The organism is Saccharopolyspora sp. CA-218241, assembly GCF_050954615.1.
Lineage (GTDB): Bacteria > Actinomycetota > Actinomycetes > Mycobacteriales > Pseudonocardiaceae > Saccharopolyspora > Saccharopolyspora cebuensis.
This window is the reverse complement of the sequence record NZ_CP191860.1, coordinates 2,049,019-2,066,803: the sequence shown is the minus strand read 5'-3', so window position 1 is coordinate 2,066,803 and position 17,785 is coordinate 2,049,019. Positions and strand designations below refer to the sequence as shown.

Genomic DNA, 17,785 nt, shown 5'->3' with positions numbered 1-17,785 from the left:
CCGACCGCACCGACAGCGCCACGCGGCGCGGCCGATCACCACACCGTGTAGCCGCCGTCGACCACGAGATCGGTCCCGGTGCAGTAGCTGCTCGCGTCGGAGGCGAGGAAGACCACCGCGGGGGCGATCTCGGTCGGCTCCCCGACGCGGCCGAGCGGGGTGCCCTCCAGCCAGACCCGCCGCCACTCCTCGTTGCCCATGCCGCGCTTGGTGAGCTCGGTGCCGACGTAGCCGGGCGAGATGGAGTTGACCCGCACGCCGCGCGACGACCACTCGCCCGCCAGCGACTTCGTCAGGTGGATGACCCCCGCCTTGGCGGTGTTGTAGGCCGACTGGGGCTGCGGCCGGTTCGCGATGTGCCCGCTCATGCTGCCGGTGTTGATGATGCTGCCGGAGCCCTGCGCGAGCATCAGCCGCCCGGCCGCGCGGCAGCAGTAGAACACCCCGTCCAGGTTGACCGACAGCACGCGCCGCCAGTCCTCGTCGCTGAGCTCCTCGCTGGGCAGGTTCTGCACCACGCCCGCGTTGTTGACCGCGATGTCCAGCGACCCGGCGGTGTCGGCGACGTGCTGGAACGCGGTCTCCACGGCGGCGGAGTCGGTGACGTCGGCGGCGACGAACTCGACCCCGAGCCGCTGCGCGGTGGCCTCGCCCGTCTCCGGGTTGACGTCGCAGATGAACACCCGCGCTCCGGCGTCCCGCAGCCCGGTGGCGATCGCCTCGCCGATGCCCTGCGCGCCTCCGGTCACCACGGCGGTGCGGCCGTCGAGCGCGAACAGCTCCTTCATGGACCCTCCTCGGTGTCGTGCCCCGAGGGAACCCGATCACGGCACCGATGTCGAGCGCGCGCCGTCGGAACCCCGGCATCCGAGCGGTGCGGGCCGGACCGCGTGCACGAGCGGGTGCGGTGCGTGATCCACTGGTGCGGTGTTGGCGCACCGATCACGAACGCCGCTCGCCGCCGAGGGCCGCGGGTGAACGACGCGACCTGTCCGCTGCCCCCGGCGCTGGGCGGTCTGGAGCGCACCACTCCGATCCCCGAGGACGCGCGCACGGAACCGATTCCGGCCGTGGAGACCACCATTCCGATCCACGGAGACACCGAGACCACCGCGCCGCTCCACGGAGACACCGAGACCACCGCGCCGGTCGAAGCGGCCACCGAGGAGATCACCGCGGTCACCCCGCTCGTCGACCCCGCGGCGAGCGCGACGACGGCGCTGATCCCGATGGTCCGGGAGCCGTCGCCGCCCCGCTGGCGGATGCTGTGGTGGGTCGCGGCGATCCTGCTGACCGCGCTGAACCTGCGGGCCAGCATCGCCAGCGCCGGATCGGTGCTGCCCGAACTGCGCTCGGCGCTGCACCTGCGCACCGTGGTCGTCGCGGGCGTGACCGCGCTGCCCGCCGTGTGCTTCGCCGGTGCCGCGCTGGCCGGACCGGGGTTGCAGCGGCGCTGGGGCGCCTCGGCGACGATCACCGGCGGGCTCGGCATGCTGGCGGGTTCGCTCGGGGTGCGGGCGTTCGGCGGCGGGGGTCTGCTGCTGGTCGGGACCGCGGCGGCGTGCTGCTCCCTGGCGCTGCTCAACGTGGTGCTCCCGGCGGCGGTGAAGCAGCAGAGCCCGGAGCACGCGGGCACGCTCACCCTGGCCTACGCCGCGACGATCAGCGTCGGAGCGGGGCTCGCGGGCTGGAGCACGCCGGTGCTCAGCACCGCGGCGGGACTGCGCACCGGGGTCGCGCTGTGGTCGGTCCCCGCCGTCGTGGCGCTGCTGGCGTGGCTGCCGTTCCTGCGGTTCGGTAGCCCTCGGCGCGCCGCCGCGCCCGCGCCGGGGCGCTCGCTGGTCCGCTCGGCGCGGGCGTGGCAGATCACGGTGTTCTTCGGGCTCCAGTCGCTGTTCGCGGTCACCCTGCTGTCCTGGCAGCCCGTGCTGTTCCGGGACCGGGCCGGGATGACCGCGATCGAAGCGGGCGAGCTCACCGCGCTGAGCATGGGCGCCTCGATCGTGGTGTCGCTGATCGCGACCCTGCGCGCCGGACGCCGCGACTCCTACGCCCCGTGGCTGGTCGCCACCACGCTCGGCGGTGGGCTCGGGCTGCTCGGGCTGCTGATCGCGCCCGCCGCGCTGCCGGTGCTGTGGGCGCTGCTGCTCGGCGCCGGGATGGCCGCGCTGTCCCTGGCGCTGGCGCTGATCCCGGAGAGCACCACCTCCACCGGTGAGACCACCCGGCTCTCGGCGATGGCGCAGGGCGGCGGCTACGCGCTCACCGCCGCGGGCCTGGCCGCCATCACCCTGGCGCACGACTTCACCGCCGACACCCGCGCCCCGCTGCTCCTGCTCTGCGCGGCCTGCGCCGTCCAGCTCGTCGCCGCCGTCCTGGCCGGCCGCCCGGGCACCGTCCGCTGACCCGGTGCCGCGCGAGGACGGCCCTCGTGCGGGCGGATCCGCTCATCCGGTGACCTCGTCGGCGCCGGACGGCCGGGCCGCCCAGGCGGTCCGGGTGCCGCGGACGACGAGATCCCGGCGGTGCAGGACGGACTCGGGGCCGTCGGCGCTGAGCAGGTGGTCCAGGACCTCGACGTCGTCGGGGTCCAGCCGGTCGGCGAAGGCCGCGCGGATCCGGCTCAGGTAACCGTGCGCGTAGCGCCCGGCGCTCGGCGGCGCCGGGTCCGCCTCGGCGGCGAACGACCGCTGCCCGACGACGTCGAAACCGGCGTGCTCCAGCTGGGAGCGCCAGTCGGGGTGGGCGTTCCAGCGCGCCTGCGCCACCACCTCGTGGCACCGGGCCTCCAGGCCGGGCCGTCCCCGGCCGACGTCGGCGGGCAGGAAGAACGGCAGGTCGTCCAGCTCGACGACGGCCAGCAGCCCGCCGGGCCGCAGGGCGGCCCGGACCTCGCGGAGCAGCCGGTCCGGGTCGGCGACCTCGTGCAGCAGCGAGGCCGCCCACACGACGTCCGGCGCCCCGACCTCGGGCCAGCCCGCGTCCAGGTCGGCCCGCACCGCACGCACCCGGTCGGCCAGGTCCGACCCGCGCGCCGCCGCGCGGAGGCGTTCCAGCATCGGTTCCGACCGGTCGACCGCCACCAGCTCGGCCGCCGGGAAGCGCCCGGCCAGCGCGAAACCACCCGCACCGGGGCCCGCCCCCAGGTCGACGATCGCGCGCGGGTCGTCCGGAGCGTGGCGCGCGACCCACGCCACCAGGTCGTCCAGGTACGCGGCGAACACCTCGGCGTCGCGTTCGAGCAGGTCCGCGAGCGCGCCGTGGTCGTGCCCGCCGTCGCCGTGGTGGTCCGAGTGCTGTGCCATGCGTTCAGACTAGACGCGTCCTGCGTCCGAGGCATATGCTCTTGCCGATGACGCAAGAAAACGTCCTGGACGGCTTGATCCGGCAGCGGATCCGCGGGCTGCGGCTGGCGCGCGGCTGGTCGCTGGACGCCCTGGCCGCCCGCTGCTACCTCAGCCCGTCGACGCTGAGCCGCATCGAGACCGGGCACCGCCGGATCGCCCTCGACCAGCTCGTGCCCCTCGCCCGCGCCCTCGGCACCACGCTGGACCAGCTCGTCGAGTCCGCCGAGGACGAGGACGTGGTGATCCGGCCGGAACCCGAGCACACCCGCGGGGTGACGACCTGGCTGCTCTCCCGCGAGCGGGCGCTGCACGGCGTGAGCGTGGCGAAGATGCGGATCACCCCGCAACGGGTGGTGGACGAGCTCGCCGTGCATCCGGGGCGGGAGTGGTTCACCGTGCTCTCCGGCACGGCCCGGCTGCGGCTCGGGGAGCGGACCATCGAGGTCGGCGCGGGCGAGGCGGCCGAGTTCTCGACCATGGTCCCGCACGCGATCGGTGCCGCCGACGGACCCGTGGAGATCCTGACCCTCTTCGACCACGACGGGGAACGCGCGCACCTGCACGACCCCGAGGCCACCTGACGACCCGGTTGGGGTGACGCGCCGCGGGGTAGCTCGGGGGCCCGAACCATCGGAGGTCACCGTGGCAACGTCACCACCGAACCCGGAACGGATGCTGGGCATCTACCTCAACGACCACCTCGCGGGGTCGACCCTCGGTACCGCGCTGGCCGCCCGGATCGCCCGCAGGCACCGGGGAACGGCCACGGGGCGCGAGCTCGACGCGCTGGCCCGGGAGATCCGGGCCGACCGGGCCTCGCTGCACGGCGCCATGCGCTCGATCGGTGTCCGCGTCGCCCCGCACAAGGTGGCCCTCGCCTGGCTGGCGGAGAAGGCGGGGCGGCTCAAGCTCAACGGTGCGCTGTGGACGCCCACCCCGCTGAGCTCGGTGCTGGAGCTGGAAATGCTGGCGCTCGGCGTGCGCGGCAAGGCCGCCGGGTGGCGCACCCTGCTCAGTCGCGCCGAGACCGACCGGCGGCTCGACGCCGACCGGCTCCGCGACCTGATCACCCGCGCCGACCACCAGCTCGAGGCGCTGGAGGAGCTGCGGATCCAGGCCGCCGCGCGGACCTTCGGCGGCGGCTGAGCGCTCCCCGGGCGCGGACCCGCCGCCGTGCGGCGCGCTGAGGGGCCGGACCCGGCGCCCGGCCCCTCAGCTGCTCGGCCCCCTCAGCGGCTCCGCGAGCGGCTCAGTACGAGTGCCGAGCGGTGGCGTCGTAGAGCACGCCGCCCAGCCCCAGCGTGTCGGCGGCGAACTCGCCGACCTCGGTCAGCTCGGGTGCGGCGTAGGTGTCGGTCATGCCGTGCCTCCTCGTCGTGGGCGGTGGCGCCCGGCGCGGGCACCTGCTCCGGTGATCGGCGGCGATCCGGGCGGGTTGAGGCCCCGGCGACCGGAGTTCACCCGCGTTCCGCAGCGGTGCCACCCGGCCGCGGGCCCGCCGCGCCGTTCGGCGCGGTGAGGAATGGCGGCGGCCCGGTCCGGGTAGGCCACCGGAGTGGAAGCGGTCGCCGACCGCGACCGCGCGACAACGCCACGACGAGATCGCGAGGTCCACCATGACGACCCGAGTGGAACCCGTTCACGGCCAACCCGCGACCGACCGATCCACCGCGCAGCTCATGACCGATTTGAGCGACCAGCTCACCCGCCTGGTGCGCAGCGAGATGCGGTTGGCGCAGCGGGAACTCCAGACCAAGGGCAAGCAGGCCGGGATCGGTGCCGCCATGTTCGGCGCCGCCGGGATCCTGGCGATGTTCGGGGGCGCGACGCTGGTGGCCGTGGCGGTGCTGGCGCTGGCGCTGGTGCTGCCCGCCTGGCTGTCCGCGCTGATCGTGGCCGCCGTGCTGCTGGCCGCCGCCGGGATCGCGGCGCTGGTCGGGCGGACCCGGCTGCGCCGCACCGTGCCGGGGCAGCGCGGCGGCCTGGTCGAGTCGGTCAACGACGACTACCACGAGCTGAGCGAGGCGGTGCGGAAATGACCACGGAACGCCCGAGCCGGCACCTGTCCGACGGCGATCCGCCCGCGGGGCTGCGCGCCGAGCACGACCTGGCCAAGCAGGAGCTGGCGGAGACGCTGCACGAGCTGCGGCACCGCACCGACGTCACCGGGCGGTCGAAGGCGGCGGCGCACCGCTACGCGCAGCGCAGCCGGGCCACCGGGGTCCCGCCACCGGTGCTCGGCGCGGTCGCCGCGGTCGCGGTGGCGGCCGCCGTCGCCTACGCCGTCTCCCGGGCGTGCCGGAGCTGACCCGACGCCCCCGCCGCGGAGGTGTTCTGCGATGACGAGCCTGCGCAGCCGAGCGGTGATCGCGAAGTACCGGATCACCCGGCGCAAGCGCGTGTTCTCCGACGTCGACAAGCTGCACGAGAGCATCCGGCACCCGTCGGCGGTGCCCCGGGTGCCGCGCGGGGCGTTCCGCGGCTGCCGGATCTCCTGCCACGACGTGCGCGGTTTCCCGTACTTCCGGATCACCCCGGAGTCGGGTCCGGCCCCGTACCACGTGCTGTACCTGCACGGCGGCGCGTACGTGCACGGCATCGAAGGGGCTCACTGGCACTTCCTGGACCGCTTGGTGCGGACGACCGGGTGCGCGGTGACGGTGCTGCTGTACCCGCTCGCGCCGGAGCACACCCACCGGGAGGTGCTGCCCGTGGTGGAGGAGTGCTACGAACGCGCCCTCGGCGAGCTGGCTCCGGACCGGCAGGTCGTCATGGGCGACTCCGCCGGCGGCGGGTTGGGCCTGCACCTGGCGCAGTGGCTGCGGGACCAGCACCGGCCGCTGCCCCGCCGCACCGTGCTGATCTCGCCCTGGCTGGACATCTCGGCCGCCCACCCGGCCATGGCGGGGCTCGACCGGACCGATCCGTACCTGAGCCGCCCCGGGCTGCGCGAGGCCGGCCTGCTCTACGCCGACGGCCTCAGCCCGCACGACCCCCGGGTCAGCCCGCTCTACGGCGGTCTGGACGGGTTGGGGCCGACCGTCGTGTTCAGCGGCACCCGGGACGTGCTGCTGTCCGACGCCCGCCGGTTCCGGGAGCTGGCCGCCCAGCACGCCGTCCCGCTGGACTACGAGGAGTACCCCGGCATGTTCCACGGCTGGATGCTCCAGGACCTGCCGGAGGCCCGGCAGGCGACCCGGCGGCTGGCGGCGCTGCTGGAGTCGGTGCCCGCCGCGCGCTGAGCCGGTCAGCTCGCCGCAGCACCCGCCGTCGCGGGCCGGGCGGGCTGCGGGACCGGAGCGACCTCCGCCAACCGCGCCCACCGGGAGCGGGCGGGCAGGGCGCGGCGCTCCGGCATCCGGGCGAAGGCCAGCCAGGCGACACCGGTGGCCAGGACGGTGACGATCCCGGCGACCTCCAGCGCCCAGCCCGGACCGGACAGCTCCGAGAGCCAGCCGAGCAGCGGTCCGCCGACCGCACCGGAGGCGGCGGTCACCATGGCCTTGGCCGCGAGCACCCGGCCGCGCATGTCCTCGTCGGTGTCGAGCTGGATCCGGGTGCTGGTGGCGGTGTCGAGCACCACCGCGCCGATCGCGATCGGGAACATGATGGCGGCGAACTGCCAGATCGTCCCCGAGGCCCCGCTGACGAACTGCAGGGCGCTGGTGATCATCGCGGCGAACAGCAGCAGGCTCAGGGTGAGCTGGCGGAAGGCCGCCGCGACCAGCCCGCCGACCACGGTGCCGACCGCGAACACCACCGACAGGGTGCTGTAGCCGGAGGCACCGGCGCCGAGCGGGCCGTTGGCCATCGCCGCCATCGTCACCTGGTAGTTGCGGCCCAGGCAGGACAGCACGAAGCTGAGCAGGAACATCACGACCAGCGGCCGGTGGCCGAGCACGTACTTCAGGCCCGCCTTGACCCCGGTGCGCGCGGCGTCGCTGGTGGCCAGCGGGTAGAGCTGGTCGTCGCGCACCCGCGCGATCGCGACCAGCACCGCGATGAAGCTCAGCCCGTTGAGCACGAACAGCAGCGGCACGCCGGTGACCGCGACCAGCGCACCCGCCAGCCCCATGCCGAGGATGCGACCGCCGGAGCTCAGGATCGACCCCAGGCCGAGGGCGTTGCTCAAGTCCTCCCGCGCGACCAGTTGGGCCCCGAAGCGGCCCAGCGCGGGACCGTCGAACACGCTGACCACGCCGGAGACCAGCGCGATGGCGTAGACACCGGCCAGCGGTCCGTCGAGGAAAGCGCAAGCGGCCAGCACGAGCGCGAGCAGCCCGTGCAGCGACTGCGTCACGAAGATGATGCGCTTGGCGGGCCAGCGGTCGGCCAGCGCGCCCGACCAGGAGGCCAGCAGCACCCCGGGCAGCGTCTGGAACAGCAGGGAGAGGCCGAGCAGCCCCGGGGAACCGGTCTCGGTGAGCACGTACCAGTTCAGCGCCAGGTTCTGCATCCAGGCGCCGGTCACCGAGACGAAGTCGGCGACGGCCCAGCGCCGGTAGTTCGGATGCCTCAGCGCGCGGAACATCGTCCTGAGTCGGGCGCGCAACACGGGTCCTTTCACGGGGACAACGCCCCAGGCAGGAACCCCGAGGCACGGATACGACCGTGCCAGCGAATCCGCGGCGATGAACACTCTTTGTGTTTGCCCTCTCAAGAACAACCACGTCAGAGCGACAGTCGCGGACGGTCAGCCACAAAATTGCACACTAGGAGTAGTCATCGGGGTGGAGGCCGGTGCTGAACCACCGCCGCACCCGCACGTCGCGGTACGGCGTCCCCGGCTCCAGCCGACTCGGGAAGTTCACCCGGTCGCCGCCCGAGCGCACCCGGTGCGCCGACCGACCGGTGAACCTCAACCGGTTCCCGCTGACCTCGTCGGCGGTGAGCCGCCGCGCCCGCAGCGATCCCGAGTAGGAGACCACCGGGTTCAGCGCCGCGGCTCCCGACGGCCCGCCGACCGTTCCCGGCGCGGTGGTGGGCGGTGCTCCCGCCGCGCCGCGCGTCGTCGCTCCCACCGCTCCCGGCCGGCCTGCTCGGAAGGGTCCGCGCCGCCCTCGCCTTCCTCGGCGTCCCCGCCGGAATCACCCGAGGCGGTGTCGCGGGCCGCTGCGCCGGCGTCCTCCGCCGTCCGGCCCGCACTTCCCCCGACGTCCTGGGCCGTGCGCCCGACGTCCTCGGTCGCCGACTCCGCACCGACTCCCAGCGAGCGGGTGGCCGACCCGGCCCCCTCACCGACCACGCGAGTCGCCGACCCGGCGCCTTCGCCGACCTCGCGGGTGGCCGCCCCGGCGCCTTCGCCGATCTCCTCGGTCGCCGCACCCGCGCCGCGGCCGACCTGCTCGGCGGCCGATCCGAGGCCGACGGCCGCCGACTTCACGCCGCGCGCGACGTGCTGCAGGACTTCGGGATGCCGGTCGATGGTGCGCAGCACGTTCTCCAGGATCGAGGCGACCTCGTCGAGCCGGACGTCGAGCAGCGCCTGCGCCTCGACGCCCTTGAGCTCCAGCGCGGCCCGGCCGAGCACGGCGTCCACCCCGACGTTGAGCTTGAGCAGGTCACCGACCTCGGCTTGCAACGACACCTTGGCGCGCAGGTCGGAGACCTCCAGGTTGAGCTCGTCGACCCGCAGGTCCGGCACGTCCAGGTGCACGTCGGGCTCGCCCTTGCGCCGCGCTTCCGCCGAGTTGATCTCCTGCCGGTCCTCGCCGCCCTCGGTGCCGTCGGTGCCGTCGACCATGTCCGCCTCCCCCTCCGACCGTGCGCGCCTCCGCGTTCCTCCACCCGTAGTGCACGGCCCGCCGGGCGAGTAGGGCCTTTGGACCCGGGTTCCGAGGGTGCCCCGCTCGTACCGTCAACGCAGCCCGCACGCGCGGAGCGGGACCGGCACGCCGTGGCACGGGAGGTCGAGCGGATGAAGGCAGGACCACGGATCGCGACCGCTGTCGCGGTCGGCTACGCCCTCGGGCGGAGCCGCAAGGCGAAGCTCGCCTTCGCCGTCGGCGGCTACCTGGCGGGCAAGCGGCTGGGCGGGGGCTCCCAGGCGCTCCTGCACAAAGCGGGCGAGGCGGTGACCTCCTCGCCCGAGTTGCGGCAACTCGGCGAGAGCCTGCGCGGACGCCTGTTCGACGTCGCCCGGAGCGCGGCCACCTCCGCGGCCACCCACCGGATCGAGGCGCTCACCGACTCGCTCACGCGGGCCGCCGGGGGATCGGGGTCCAGCGAGGGCGAGCGCGACCAGGACCAGGACGACCAGGAGCGCGGACGGGTCCAACGGAAGCGGGGCCGGGACCGCGGCGAGGAGCAGGACGCGGGCGACCAGGACCAGGACGACCAGGGCCAGGAAGAGCAGGACGAGCTCGAGGAGCAGGTCCCCGCGCCCCGGCGCCGCCCGGCCGCGCCCGCCCGCCCGCGCAAGCCCGCCACGTCCCGGTCCTCCGGCGCGAGGACCTCCGGTGGTGGTTCCACCCGCACGAGGAGGGGGGCGTGATGGCCGAGCGCGAGGACGACCCGGTGGGGCGGCTGGAGCAGGCCGCGCGCGGCCTGCTCGACGCCGCGGTGTCCCGGTTGGTCGGAGTGGTCGAGGACAAGGTCGACCGGCTGGCCGACCGGCTCACCGACGTGGTGGACAACGACGGGTCCGGGCTGGCCGCCGCGCTCACCGGCGGGGGCGGTGCCCGCCAGGTGCTGGGCTCCGCCGCCTCCAAGGTGAAGGAGAAGGCCACGGGCTCCTCCGGCGGAAGCGGCGGAGGAGGCGGTGGCGGCGGCGGTGGCGGCAAGGTCGTCAACATCGTCGAGAACGTCGACGTGGGGTTGCCGCTGCGGGTCGTCTACGACCAGTGGACCCAGTTCGGCGACTACCCAGAGTTCACCCGCAAGGTCGAGTCCGTCGAGCACGACGACGACGCGACGGCGCGCTGGCGAGCGCAGATCTTCTTGTCGCACCGGACCTGGACGTCGACCATCGTCGAGCAGGTCCCGGACGAGCGGATCGTCTGGCGCTCCGAGGGCGCGAAGGGGTCCGTGGACGGCGCCGTCACGTTCCACGAGCTGACGCCGACCCTCACCCGCGTGCTGCTCGTGCTGGAGTACCGCCCGGACGGGTTCCTGGAGAAGACCGCCGCGCTGTGGCGGGCGCAGGGCCGCCGGGCGCGGGCGGATTTCCGGCACATCAAGCGGCACATGATGACCCGCACGATCCTGGAGCAGGAGGACACCCCGGGCTGGCGCGGTGAGATCCGCGACGAGGAAGTGGTGCGCAGCCACGAGGACGCCATGAGCGACGACCAGGACCAGGGGCAGGACCAAGAGCAGGAACAAGAGCAGGAACAAGAGCAGGAACAGGAGCGGGCTCCCCGGCGCTCGCGGCGGCGCTGATCCGCAGGCGTAGCGACCGGCCCGCCCGGGTATCCCGCCCGGCATGGACGATGTGCGCGACTCGTTGTGGTCCGAGGTCGACCGGCCGGAGCACCCGGCGCTGCGCGGGGAGCACCGCTGCGACGTGGTGGTGGTCGGCGCCGGGATCGCGGGGCTCACCACCGCCCTGCAACTGGCGCGGCGGGGGTGCGGGTCGCGGTCGTCGAGGCGGGCCGGGTCGCCGGGGCGACCACGGCGTACAACACCGCCAAGGCCACGGCGTTGCAGTCCACGGTCCACAGCGCCATCCGCGCGCACCGCGGGACCGAGGCGGCCCAGGTGTACGCGGCGGCGAACACCCACGCGGTCGCCGAGATCGCCCGGCTCGCCGAGCAGGAGGGCATCGAGTGCGACCTGCGGCGCCGGCCCGCCTACACCTACGCCACGGGGGCGAGCGATCTGCCCGCCGTGGAGCAGGAGGCGCAGGCCGCGCGGGAAGCCGGTCTGCCCATCACGTTCAGCACCGTGGTCGACCTGCCGTTCCCGGTGGCCGGGGCGGTCAAGCTGGACGACCAGATCGAGTTCCACCCGGTGCGCTACGCGCTGGGCCTGGCCGCGGCGCTGGTGCGCGCGGGCGGCGCGATCTTCGAAGGTACCCGGGCACTGCGCCTGCGCGAGGGTTCGCCGTGCCGGGTGGAGACCGAGCACGGCGCCGCCGTCGGCGACCGCGTCGTGGTCGCCACCCACTACCCCGTCTGGGACCGGGGCTTCTACTTCGCGCGGTTGGAACCGCATCGCTCCTACGCGTTGGCCGCGCGCATCCGCGGTGACGCGCCGCAGGACCTCGGGATCAACACCGGGCAGCCGACCCGGTCGATCCGCTCCTACGACGGTCGTCTCGTGCTGGCCGGGGAAGGGCATCCGACCGGGGCGGTGGCCGGGACGGGGCCCTACGACCGGCTGGAGGCCTTCGCCCGGGAGCACTGGGACGTCGCGGAGGTGACGCACCGGTGGTCGGCGCAGGACCCGGTGCCCTACGACCGCTTCCCGATGGTCGGCCAGTACACCCCGGTGTCCGCGCGCACCTACGTGGCCACGGGGTTCATGAAGTGGGGCCTGACCGGTGGCACGTTCGCCGGGACGGTGCTCGCCGACCTCATCACCGGCCAGGACAACGCGTGGGCCGAAGCGCTGTCGCCGAACCGGGTCTCGCCCCGGGCCGCACCGGTGCTCGGGAAGATGAACCTCCGCGTCGGCGCCCACTTCGCGGCCGACCGGATGGTGCGCTCGCAGGTCGAGGAGGTCGACGAGATCCCGAGCGGCGAGGCGCGGATCGTCCGCGACGGCGTGGAGCTCAGCGGCGTCTACCGGGACGACGACGGCGGGCTGCACGCGGTCGGACTGCGCTGCACGCACTTGGGCTGCCTGGTCCGGTTCAACGGCGCCGAGCGCACCTGGGACTGCCCGTGCCACGGCTCCCGGTTCGACGTCGACGGCGGGGTGCTGGAAGGCCCGGCGGTGCGCCCGCTGCCGTCGAAGGAACCGAAACCGCCGTCCTGACCGCACGTCGACGAACACGGGAGGTGCTGTTGCCACCGATGACCACCGCGCCCGACCAGGCGAGCACGTCGCCGCCGCTGCCGCGCTCCCGGGGGCCGGTGTCCGCGGCCGTGCTCGACGCGCTGGCCGCCCCACCCCCACCGGGGCCGCTGCCGCTCGACGAGGCCGAGCGCGCCGATCCCCGCGGCGAGGACCTCGCGGTGGCCCTGCACACCTGCTACGAACTGCACTACCGGGGCTTCGCGGGCGTCTCCCCGGATTGGGAGTGGGAGCCCGAGCTGCTGCGGCTGCGCGCCGCGCTGGAGCGGAACTTCCTGGCCGCGCTGCGGGACGAGGCCGACGGCCCCGACGACCTGACCGAGGCGCTGGACGCGCTGCTGGTGGAGCCGGGCGAGGGCAGCGTGCCCCAGCACCTGCGCGACGAGGCCGAGTGGTGGCAGTTCCAGGAGTTCTTCGCGCACCGCTCGATCTACCACCTCAAGGAGGCCGATCCGCACATCTGGGCGGTGCCCCGGCTCCAGGGCCAGGCCAAGGCCTCGCTGATGGCCGTCGAGTTCGACGAGTTCGGCGGTGGGCGGGGCGAGCGGGTCCACGCCCGCCTCTTCGGCGACCTGCTGGTGGGCGCCGGGATGTCCGACGACTACCTGCACTACTTCGACCAAGTGCCCGCGCCGCAGCTCGCGCTGGTCAACCTGATGTCGCTGTTCGGGCTGCACCGGGCGCTGCGCGGGGCGCTGGTCGGGCACTTCAGCGCCGCCGAGATCACCACCGCGCCCAGCGCCGAGCGGATCGCCCACGGACTGCGCCGGGTCGGCGCCGACCCGGCGTGCCAGTTCTTCTTCACCGAGCACGTGGAGGCCGACGCGGTGCACGAGCAGCTCATGCGCCGCGACGTCATCGGCGACCTGCTCGACCGGGAGCCGGGCCTGCGCGGCGACGTGCTGCTGGGCATCCGGGCGACCACCGCGCTGGAGGACGCGCTGAGCGCGCACCTCGCGCGGTGCTGGCGGCAGCGCACCAGTTCGCTGCGCTCCGCCTGAGGCGCCCGCGAACCCGCCTGCGGGGACGGCGCGGCAGCCGCTCAGTCCTCGGGACCGCGGCGGCTGCGGCCGGCGCCGCGCCGGTGGCTGGTGTCGCAGAACGGGTAGCGGCGGCTGCGGCGGCACGCGCACACCGCGACCACGACCCGATCCGAGGTCACCGCGGTGCCGTCGTCGCAGACCAGTTCCACGGGGCCTTCGACGAGGACCGGTCCGCCGCGCACGAGCGTCACCCGGCGCCGGTCCCGGCCACCCGGTCCGCCGCGGTCGTCGGTCCACCGGTCGTCAGTCGGCCGGGCGCTCACCGCGCACCACCACCAATTCCTCCTCCCGCTGTCCGGGCGCGATCAGCCCCCGGTCCTCCAGCAGCGCGGTCCGGCCGCGCAGCACCGGGCCGAACTCCTGCCTGCGGCGGGCCACCACCGAGGCGGCCAGCCTGCTCCCGCGCAACCGGCGCAGCGTGGTGTCCACATCGGATAGCGCGGAGTGGACCAGCAACAGCGTGCCCCTCGGGCGCAGCAGCGCGGGGGCCAGCGCGCAGAGCCGGTCCAGCAGCGCCCGCCCGTCGCGCCCGGCATCCCACGCCCGCGCCCGCCCGCGCGTCGGCACGGTCGACTCGGAAGCGGGGACATAGGGCGGGTTGGACACGATCACGTCGAAGCGTTCCAGCAACTCCTGGCGGAGCACGTCGGTCCGCGCCACCCGCACCGGCAGGCCGCGCAGCGCCGTGTTCAGCCGGGCGGCGAGCACCGCCCGGCGGGAGACGTCGACCGCCAGCACCCGACCCGCCCCGGCCCGCGCCGCCGCGATGGCCAGCGCGCCCGTCCCGGTGCCCACGTCGAGCACCGCGCTCCCCGGGCGCAGACCCGCGTCGAGCAGGGCTTCGGCCAACAACCCGGTGTCGCCCTGCGGGCGGTAGACACCGGGCAAGCGCACCAGTCGCACACCACCGGGGATACCTCACCGGGCAGCGCGGAAAACCCCGCACCCGCCGGGTCATGCCGACGGCGGGTCGCCGACGCCGCGCAGGTGTTCCTCCACCAGCATCCGGGCCACCTCGGCGAGCCGCCGGTTCGTGTCCTGGGAAGCCGCGACCAGCAAGCGGAACGCCGCGTCCGGGCCGATGCCCTCGCGCGCCATCAGCAGCCCCTTGGCCTGGCCGATCACGTCGCGGGTGGCCACCGCCCGGTTGAGCTGGTCATCGCGCCGCTTGACCGTCAGCGCCATCGCGGCGTGGGTCGCGAACAGCTCGCCGACGCCCAGCGCGGCCGGGTCGATGGCCGCGCCCAGCGCGTAGAGGTTCAGCGCGCCGAGCGTCTCGGCGCCGGCGTGGAGCTGGACGGAGACCATGCTCCGCACGCCCCGCTCGACGGCCTTCGGCGCGAAGGCGGGCCAGCGGCGCTCGCTGGCCATGTCCGCGACGTAGACGGCGCCCCGGGTCCGGATCGCCTGCGCGCACGGCCCCTCGCCGAGCTCGGACTGGAGCCGGTCGCAGTGGGCGACGAGCTCGTGGGTGGCGGCCTTCGGGACGAACCGGCGGCGCTCCACCCAACTGATGCCCGCGTGGTCGACGCCCGGCACGGTGCGCACGGCGGTGTCGGTGATCGCGCGCAGGGTCGCGTCGACGTCCTGTTCGGCGTCGAAGCGCCGCGCCGCCGCGCTCAGCGCTCGTGCGAGTTCGTAGCCGGTCTCGTTCCTCATCCCGCGTCTCCTCGTAGCCCCTCGGGCTCCGGGACGCATATCCCAAAGCTTGCGGGGCACCAGCGCGGCTAGGTCCTCAACCGGCGTACCGACTCAGAGTAACAAAGGCGTTCTTCCCTCACTCGGAGGGGATCATGATCGGCGCTCGCGGAGGCGGCGGGGTCCGTCCCTTGTGCACAGCAGCGCACCACCGCGGACGAGGCCGGCTCGCGCACCGCGACGCATCTCGTCACGGTGTCGTCACCGACCGCCACCTCCGGACCACCGTCCGCAGTGGACCAGTCCGAGCGGGGTCCGGTCGGTCCCACCGCACCGAGCGGCGCGGTGGGACCGACCGGACCTCAGAACTCCAGCACCAGACGGCCCCGGGTTCCCCCCGCCGCCAGCGTCCGGTGCGCCTCGGCCGCCTGCTCGGCGGGGAAGGTCCGGGCGACCCGCAGCGTCAGCGTGCCGTCCTCGACCTGCGCGCGCAGCCGGTCGAGCAGCTCCCGCTCCTCGGCGTAGTCCACCACCAGCACCGGGTGCAGGGCGATGCCCCGCTCCGCCTCGCCGCGCCAGAACCGCACCGTGGCGACCGCCCCGCCGTCGCGGACCGCGGGGAGCACCTGCTCGTTCTGCACCGCGCCGTCGGCGACCGCGTCCACCCCGTCGGGTTCCACCTCGCGGATGCGCTGGGCGACGTCCTCGCCCCGGGGGACCACCACGTCGGCACCGAGCTCGCGGACCAGCTCCTCGTCCTTCGGGGCCGCGTCCGCGATCACCCGCAGGCCCTCGGCCTTGGCGAGCTGGATGACGTACCCGCCGAACGCACCGGCCGCACCGGTCACCGCGAGCACCTGGCCCGGGCGCAGGGCCAGCAGGTCGAGCGCGCGGCGGGCGGTCAGCCCGTTCATCGGCAGCGTCGAGGCGGCGACGTCGTCGGCCCCGGCGGGCACCCGCACCACGGAGCCGGCGGGCAGCACCAGGCTCTCCGCGTACCCGCCGTGGGAGCCCGAGGGCACCACGATCGCCATCACGTGCTCGCCGACCGCCAGGTCCGTGCTCGTCCCCTCACCGATCTCGTCGAGCACGCCCGCGACGTCCATGCCCGGCACGTACGGCGGTTCCTGCTCCTGCTGCGCCTTCTTCCGGTCCCCGCTGGCGACGTAGGTGTCGGTCGGGTTGACCGCGGCCGCGCGCACCCGCACCCGCACCTCGCCCGGACCGGCGTGCCGCTCCGGGACCTCGACGACGCGCAGCGCCTCCGGTCCGCCGTACTCGGTGGCTCCCACAACTCGCATGTCCACCAGCAACACCGCCCCCGGCAGCGCTATTCCCGGCCCGGCACCGACGCGCGGGCTCAGTGCGAGTGGGATCCGCCCAGGTGCACCAGCACGCTGCTGAAGTCGTTGCCGATGTAGGACGGGCGCCGGGGCGGCACGCCGGTCGGTTCGGCCAGCGCCAGATCGGGGAACCGGTCGAACAGCCTCGGCAGCGCCACCTCGGCCTGCATCCGGGCGAGCGGGGCGCCCAGGCACCGGTGCACGCCGTGGCCGAACGCCAGGTGCGCCTTGTCCACCCGGTCCACCGCGAAGCGCGCCGGTTCCGGGTGCACCGCCGGATCGCGGCCGGGCACCCCGTAGCCGATCAGGACCGGCTCGCCCGCCGCGATCACCACCCCGTCGCCGAGGTCGACGTCGGCCGTCGCGTAGCGCAGCGGCAGGTGCACGATCGGCGGGTGCAGCCGCAGCACCTCGTCCACCACGTCCGGCCACCGGTCGGACGTGCGGACCTCCTCCAACTGCGCCGGGTCGCGCAGCAGCTCGTAGACGGCGTGGTCGAGCAGCGAGACGACGGTGCCGCTGCCCGCCCCGACCAGCAGCGCCAGGACGCCGAGCAGCTCGGTGTCGGTGAGCCGGTCGACGTGCAGCAGCGCGCTCGTCAGGTCGTCCCCGGGGCGCTCGCGCTTGCTGCGGACCAACGCGCGCAGGGCGTCGAGCAGCTCCTCCCGCTTGGGCACTCGGCCCGCACCCGCGTCGAGCACGTCGTCCAGCGCACCCCGCAGCTCGGCGCGGAGCGCGTCGGGCACGCCGAGCAGCGCGCAGATCACCCGCGAGGGCAGCAGCGCGGCGAAGGAAGCGCGGAAGTCCACCGCCCCGCCGGTGCGCCCGTTGGCCATGTTCTCCAGGAGGCAGTCGACCAGCGCCGCCACCTCGGGACGCAGCGCGGCGATGCGATCGGCGGTGAAGGCCTCGCGGACCAGCGCGGCCAGCCGCTCGTGGCGCACCCCGTCGACCGGCTCCGGCTCCGCCACCCGGACCGCCGGGAACAACCACGGCCACTCCCCCGGGCGCGCGCCCGGCAGGCTCCACCGCGCGTCCTTGACGATCACCGGATCGGCCAGCAGGCGGGTGATCACCTCGCCGCGGGTGACCGACCAGACCTCACCGCCCTCCGGCAACCGCACCCGGACCGCCGGACCCGCCGCCCGCAACGCGTCCGCCTGCTGGTGGATCCGCGCGCCGTCGAGCACCTCCGGAACCTCCGCCATGACCGCCCTCCCCGCGTGCCACCGCCCTCTCCCGGGTCGCCGCCGGACCGGGCCCCCGCGCACCGCCGGAACCGTGATCGACGCATGTCTTGGTAGCACGGCCGAGGACCGCCGCCATAGAGCGGATCAGGTCCAACCCGGCCGCCGAGCGAGTGAACGCCGCGAGATCAGGCCACGACGACGTAGTCCTCGGGAAGCGGTTCGCCGCGCAGGTGGGCGTCGAGCATCTCGCGGACACCGGCGGCGAT

The 17,785-nt window shown here is 74.7% G+C and carries 21 protein-coding genes; 10 read left to right on the top strand and 11 right to left on the bottom strand.

Translation table 11 applies throughout. The features are described from left to right. Window positions 1–35 precede the first annotated feature (35 nt). Window positions 36–788: an SDR family NAD(P)-dependent oxidoreductase gene (locus tag ACQP0T_RS10100; protein WP_433872433.1), complete on the bottom strand. Its 753-nt coding sequence runs from the start codon at window positions 786–788 to the stop codon at window positions 36–38. Between the two features lie 186 nt (window positions 789–974). Between ACQP0T_RS10100 and ACQP0T_RS10095 the strand changes: the two genes are divergently transcribed. After that, entirely contained in the window at window positions 975–2,405 is a 1,431-nt protein-coding gene (locus ACQP0T_RS10095) for an MFS transporter (RefSeq protein WP_433872431.1), read from the top strand. Window positions 2,406–2,447: 42 nt separating this feature from the next. On the opposite strand, the gene ACQP0T_RS10090 is transcribed toward ACQP0T_RS10095, so the two are convergent. After that, complete coding sequence (locus tag ACQP0T_RS10090) at window positions 2,448–3,305, bottom strand: class I SAM-dependent methyltransferase (RefSeq protein ID WP_433872430.1); 858 nt, start codon at window positions 3,303–3,305, stop codon at window positions 2,448–2,450. Between the two features lie 47 nt (window positions 3,306–3,352). On the opposite strand from ACQP0T_RS10090, the gene ACQP0T_RS10085 reads away from it, so the two are divergent. Continuing rightward, window positions 3,353–3,928, top strand: coding sequence for a helix-turn-helix domain-containing protein (locus ACQP0T_RS10085; RefSeq protein WP_433872429.1), 576 nt, complete (start codon window positions 3,353–3,355; stop codon window positions 3,926–3,928). Window positions 3,929–3,989: 61 nt separating this feature from the next. After that, window positions 3,990–4,493, top strand: coding sequence for a hypothetical protein (locus ACQP0T_RS10080; RefSeq protein ID WP_433872428.1), 504 nt, complete (start codon window positions 3,990–3,992; stop codon window positions 4,491–4,493). Window positions 4,494–4,596: 103 nt separating this feature from the next. On the opposite strand, the gene ACQP0T_RS10075 is transcribed toward ACQP0T_RS10080, so the two are convergent. Beyond that, window positions 4,597–4,707, bottom strand: a complete 111-nt coding sequence (locus ACQP0T_RS10075) for a lasso RiPP family leader peptide-containing protein (protein WP_345363228.1) — start codon at window positions 4,705–4,707, stop codon at window positions 4,597–4,599. 319 nt (window positions 4,708–5,026) lie between these two features. Here ACQP0T_RS10075 and ACQP0T_RS10070 point away from each other — a divergent pair, with 319 nt between their 5' ends. Genes ACQP0T_RS10070 through ACQP0T_RS10060 form a run of 3 tightly spaced genes read left to right on the top strand, consistent with a single transcriptional unit; the run spans window position 5,027 to window position 6,589 of the window. After that, complete coding sequence (locus ACQP0T_RS10070; RefSeq protein WP_345363226.1) at window positions 5,027–5,386, top strand: phage holin family protein; 360 nt, start codon at window positions 5,027–5,029, stop codon at window positions 5,384–5,386. Beyond that, window positions 5,383–5,655 carry a hypothetical protein gene (locus ACQP0T_RS10065; RefSeq protein ID WP_433872425.1) on the top strand — a complete coding sequence of 91 codons (273 nt, stop codon included), beginning with the start codon at window positions 5,383–5,385 and terminating at the stop codon, window positions 5,653–5,655. The genes ACQP0T_RS10070 and ACQP0T_RS10065 overlap by 4 nt, the downstream gene beginning before the upstream one ends. A gap of 31 nt (window positions 5,656–5,686) precedes the next feature. Next, window positions 5,687–6,589, top strand: coding sequence for an alpha/beta hydrolase (locus ACQP0T_RS10060; protein ID WP_433872424.1), 903 nt, complete (start codon window positions 5,687–5,689; stop codon window positions 6,587–6,589). A gap of 5 nt (window positions 6,590–6,594) precedes the next feature. Here the strand turns inward: ACQP0T_RS10060 and ACQP0T_RS10055 are convergent, their stop codons facing one another. From ACQP0T_RS10055 to ACQP0T_RS10045, 3 genes are all read right to left on the bottom strand, one after another. Then, window positions 6,595–7,878, bottom strand: a complete 1,284-nt coding sequence (locus ACQP0T_RS10055) for an MFS transporter (protein ID WP_433872423.1) — start codon at window positions 7,876–7,878, stop codon at window positions 6,595–6,597. 181 nt (window positions 7,879–8,059) lie between these two features. Then, window positions 8,060–8,275 carry a hypothetical protein gene (locus ACQP0T_RS10050; protein ID WP_433872421.1) on the bottom strand — a complete coding sequence of 72 codons (216 nt, stop codon included), beginning with the start codon at window positions 8,273–8,275 and terminating at the stop codon, window positions 8,060–8,062. Window positions 8,276–8,280: 5 nt separating this feature from the next. Continuing rightward, window positions 8,281–9,090, bottom strand: coding sequence for a hypothetical protein (locus tag ACQP0T_RS10045; protein ID WP_433872419.1), 810 nt, complete (start codon window positions 9,088–9,090; stop codon window positions 8,281–8,283). A gap of 174 nt (window positions 9,091–9,264) precedes the next feature. Here ACQP0T_RS10045 and ACQP0T_RS10040 point away from each other — a divergent pair, with 174 nt between their 5' ends. From ACQP0T_RS10040 to ACQP0T_RS10025, 4 genes are all read left to right on the top strand, one after another. Next, window positions 9,265–9,840: a hypothetical protein gene (locus tag ACQP0T_RS10040; RefSeq protein ID WP_433872418.1), complete on the top strand. Its 576-nt coding sequence runs from the start codon at window positions 9,265–9,267 to the stop codon at window positions 9,838–9,840. Next, entirely contained in the window at window positions 9,840–10,727 is an 888-nt protein-coding gene (locus ACQP0T_RS10035; protein WP_433872416.1) for an SRPBCC family protein, read from the top strand. Before ACQP0T_RS10040 ends, ACQP0T_RS10035 begins: the two co-directional genes overlap by 1 nt. Before the next feature lie 186 nt (window positions 10,728–10,913). After that, complete coding sequence (locus tag ACQP0T_RS10030; protein WP_433872414.1) at window positions 10,914–12,266, top strand: FAD-dependent oxidoreductase; 1,353 nt, start codon at window positions 10,914–10,916, stop codon at window positions 12,264–12,266. A 38-nt stretch (window positions 12,267–12,304) separates the two neighbouring features. Next, window positions 12,305–13,306, top strand: coding sequence for an iron-containing redox enzyme family protein (locus ACQP0T_RS10025; protein ID WP_433872412.1), 1,002 nt, complete (start codon window positions 12,305–12,307; stop codon window positions 13,304–13,306). A 41-nt stretch (window positions 13,307–13,347) separates the two neighbouring features. Here ACQP0T_RS10025 and ACQP0T_RS10020 read toward each other — a convergent pair whose 3' ends face one another. From ACQP0T_RS10020 to ACQP0T_RS10000, 5 genes are all read right to left on the bottom strand, one after another. Then, window positions 13,348–13,539 carry a CDGSH iron-sulfur domain-containing protein gene (locus ACQP0T_RS10020; RefSeq protein WP_345363258.1) on the bottom strand — a complete coding sequence of 64 codons (192 nt, stop codon included), beginning with the start codon at window positions 13,537–13,539 and terminating at the stop codon, window positions 13,348–13,350. A 52-nt stretch (window positions 13,540–13,591) separates the two neighbouring features. Beyond that, window positions 13,592–14,251, bottom strand: a complete 660-nt coding sequence (locus ACQP0T_RS10015) for a HemK2/MTQ2 family protein methyltransferase (RefSeq protein WP_433872410.1) — start codon at window positions 14,249–14,251, stop codon at window positions 13,592–13,594. A gap of 51 nt (window positions 14,252–14,302) precedes the next feature. Then, window positions 14,303–15,007, bottom strand: coding sequence for a GAF and ANTAR domain-containing protein (locus tag ACQP0T_RS10010; protein ID WP_433872409.1), 705 nt, complete (start codon window positions 15,005–15,007; stop codon window positions 14,303–14,305). A 341-nt stretch (window positions 15,008–15,348) separates the two neighbouring features. Beyond that, complete coding sequence (locus tag ACQP0T_RS10005; RefSeq protein ID WP_433872408.1) at window positions 15,349–16,287, bottom strand: quinone oxidoreductase family protein; 939 nt, start codon at window positions 16,285–16,287, stop codon at window positions 15,349–15,351. 59 nt (window positions 16,288–16,346) lie between these two features. Further along, on the bottom strand, window positions 16,347–17,537 hold the full coding sequence (locus ACQP0T_RS10000; protein ID WP_433872407.1) for a cytochrome P450: 1,191 nt from the start codon (window positions 17,535–17,537) through the stop codon (window positions 16,347–16,349). Window positions 17,538–17,785 lie beyond the last annotated feature (248 nt).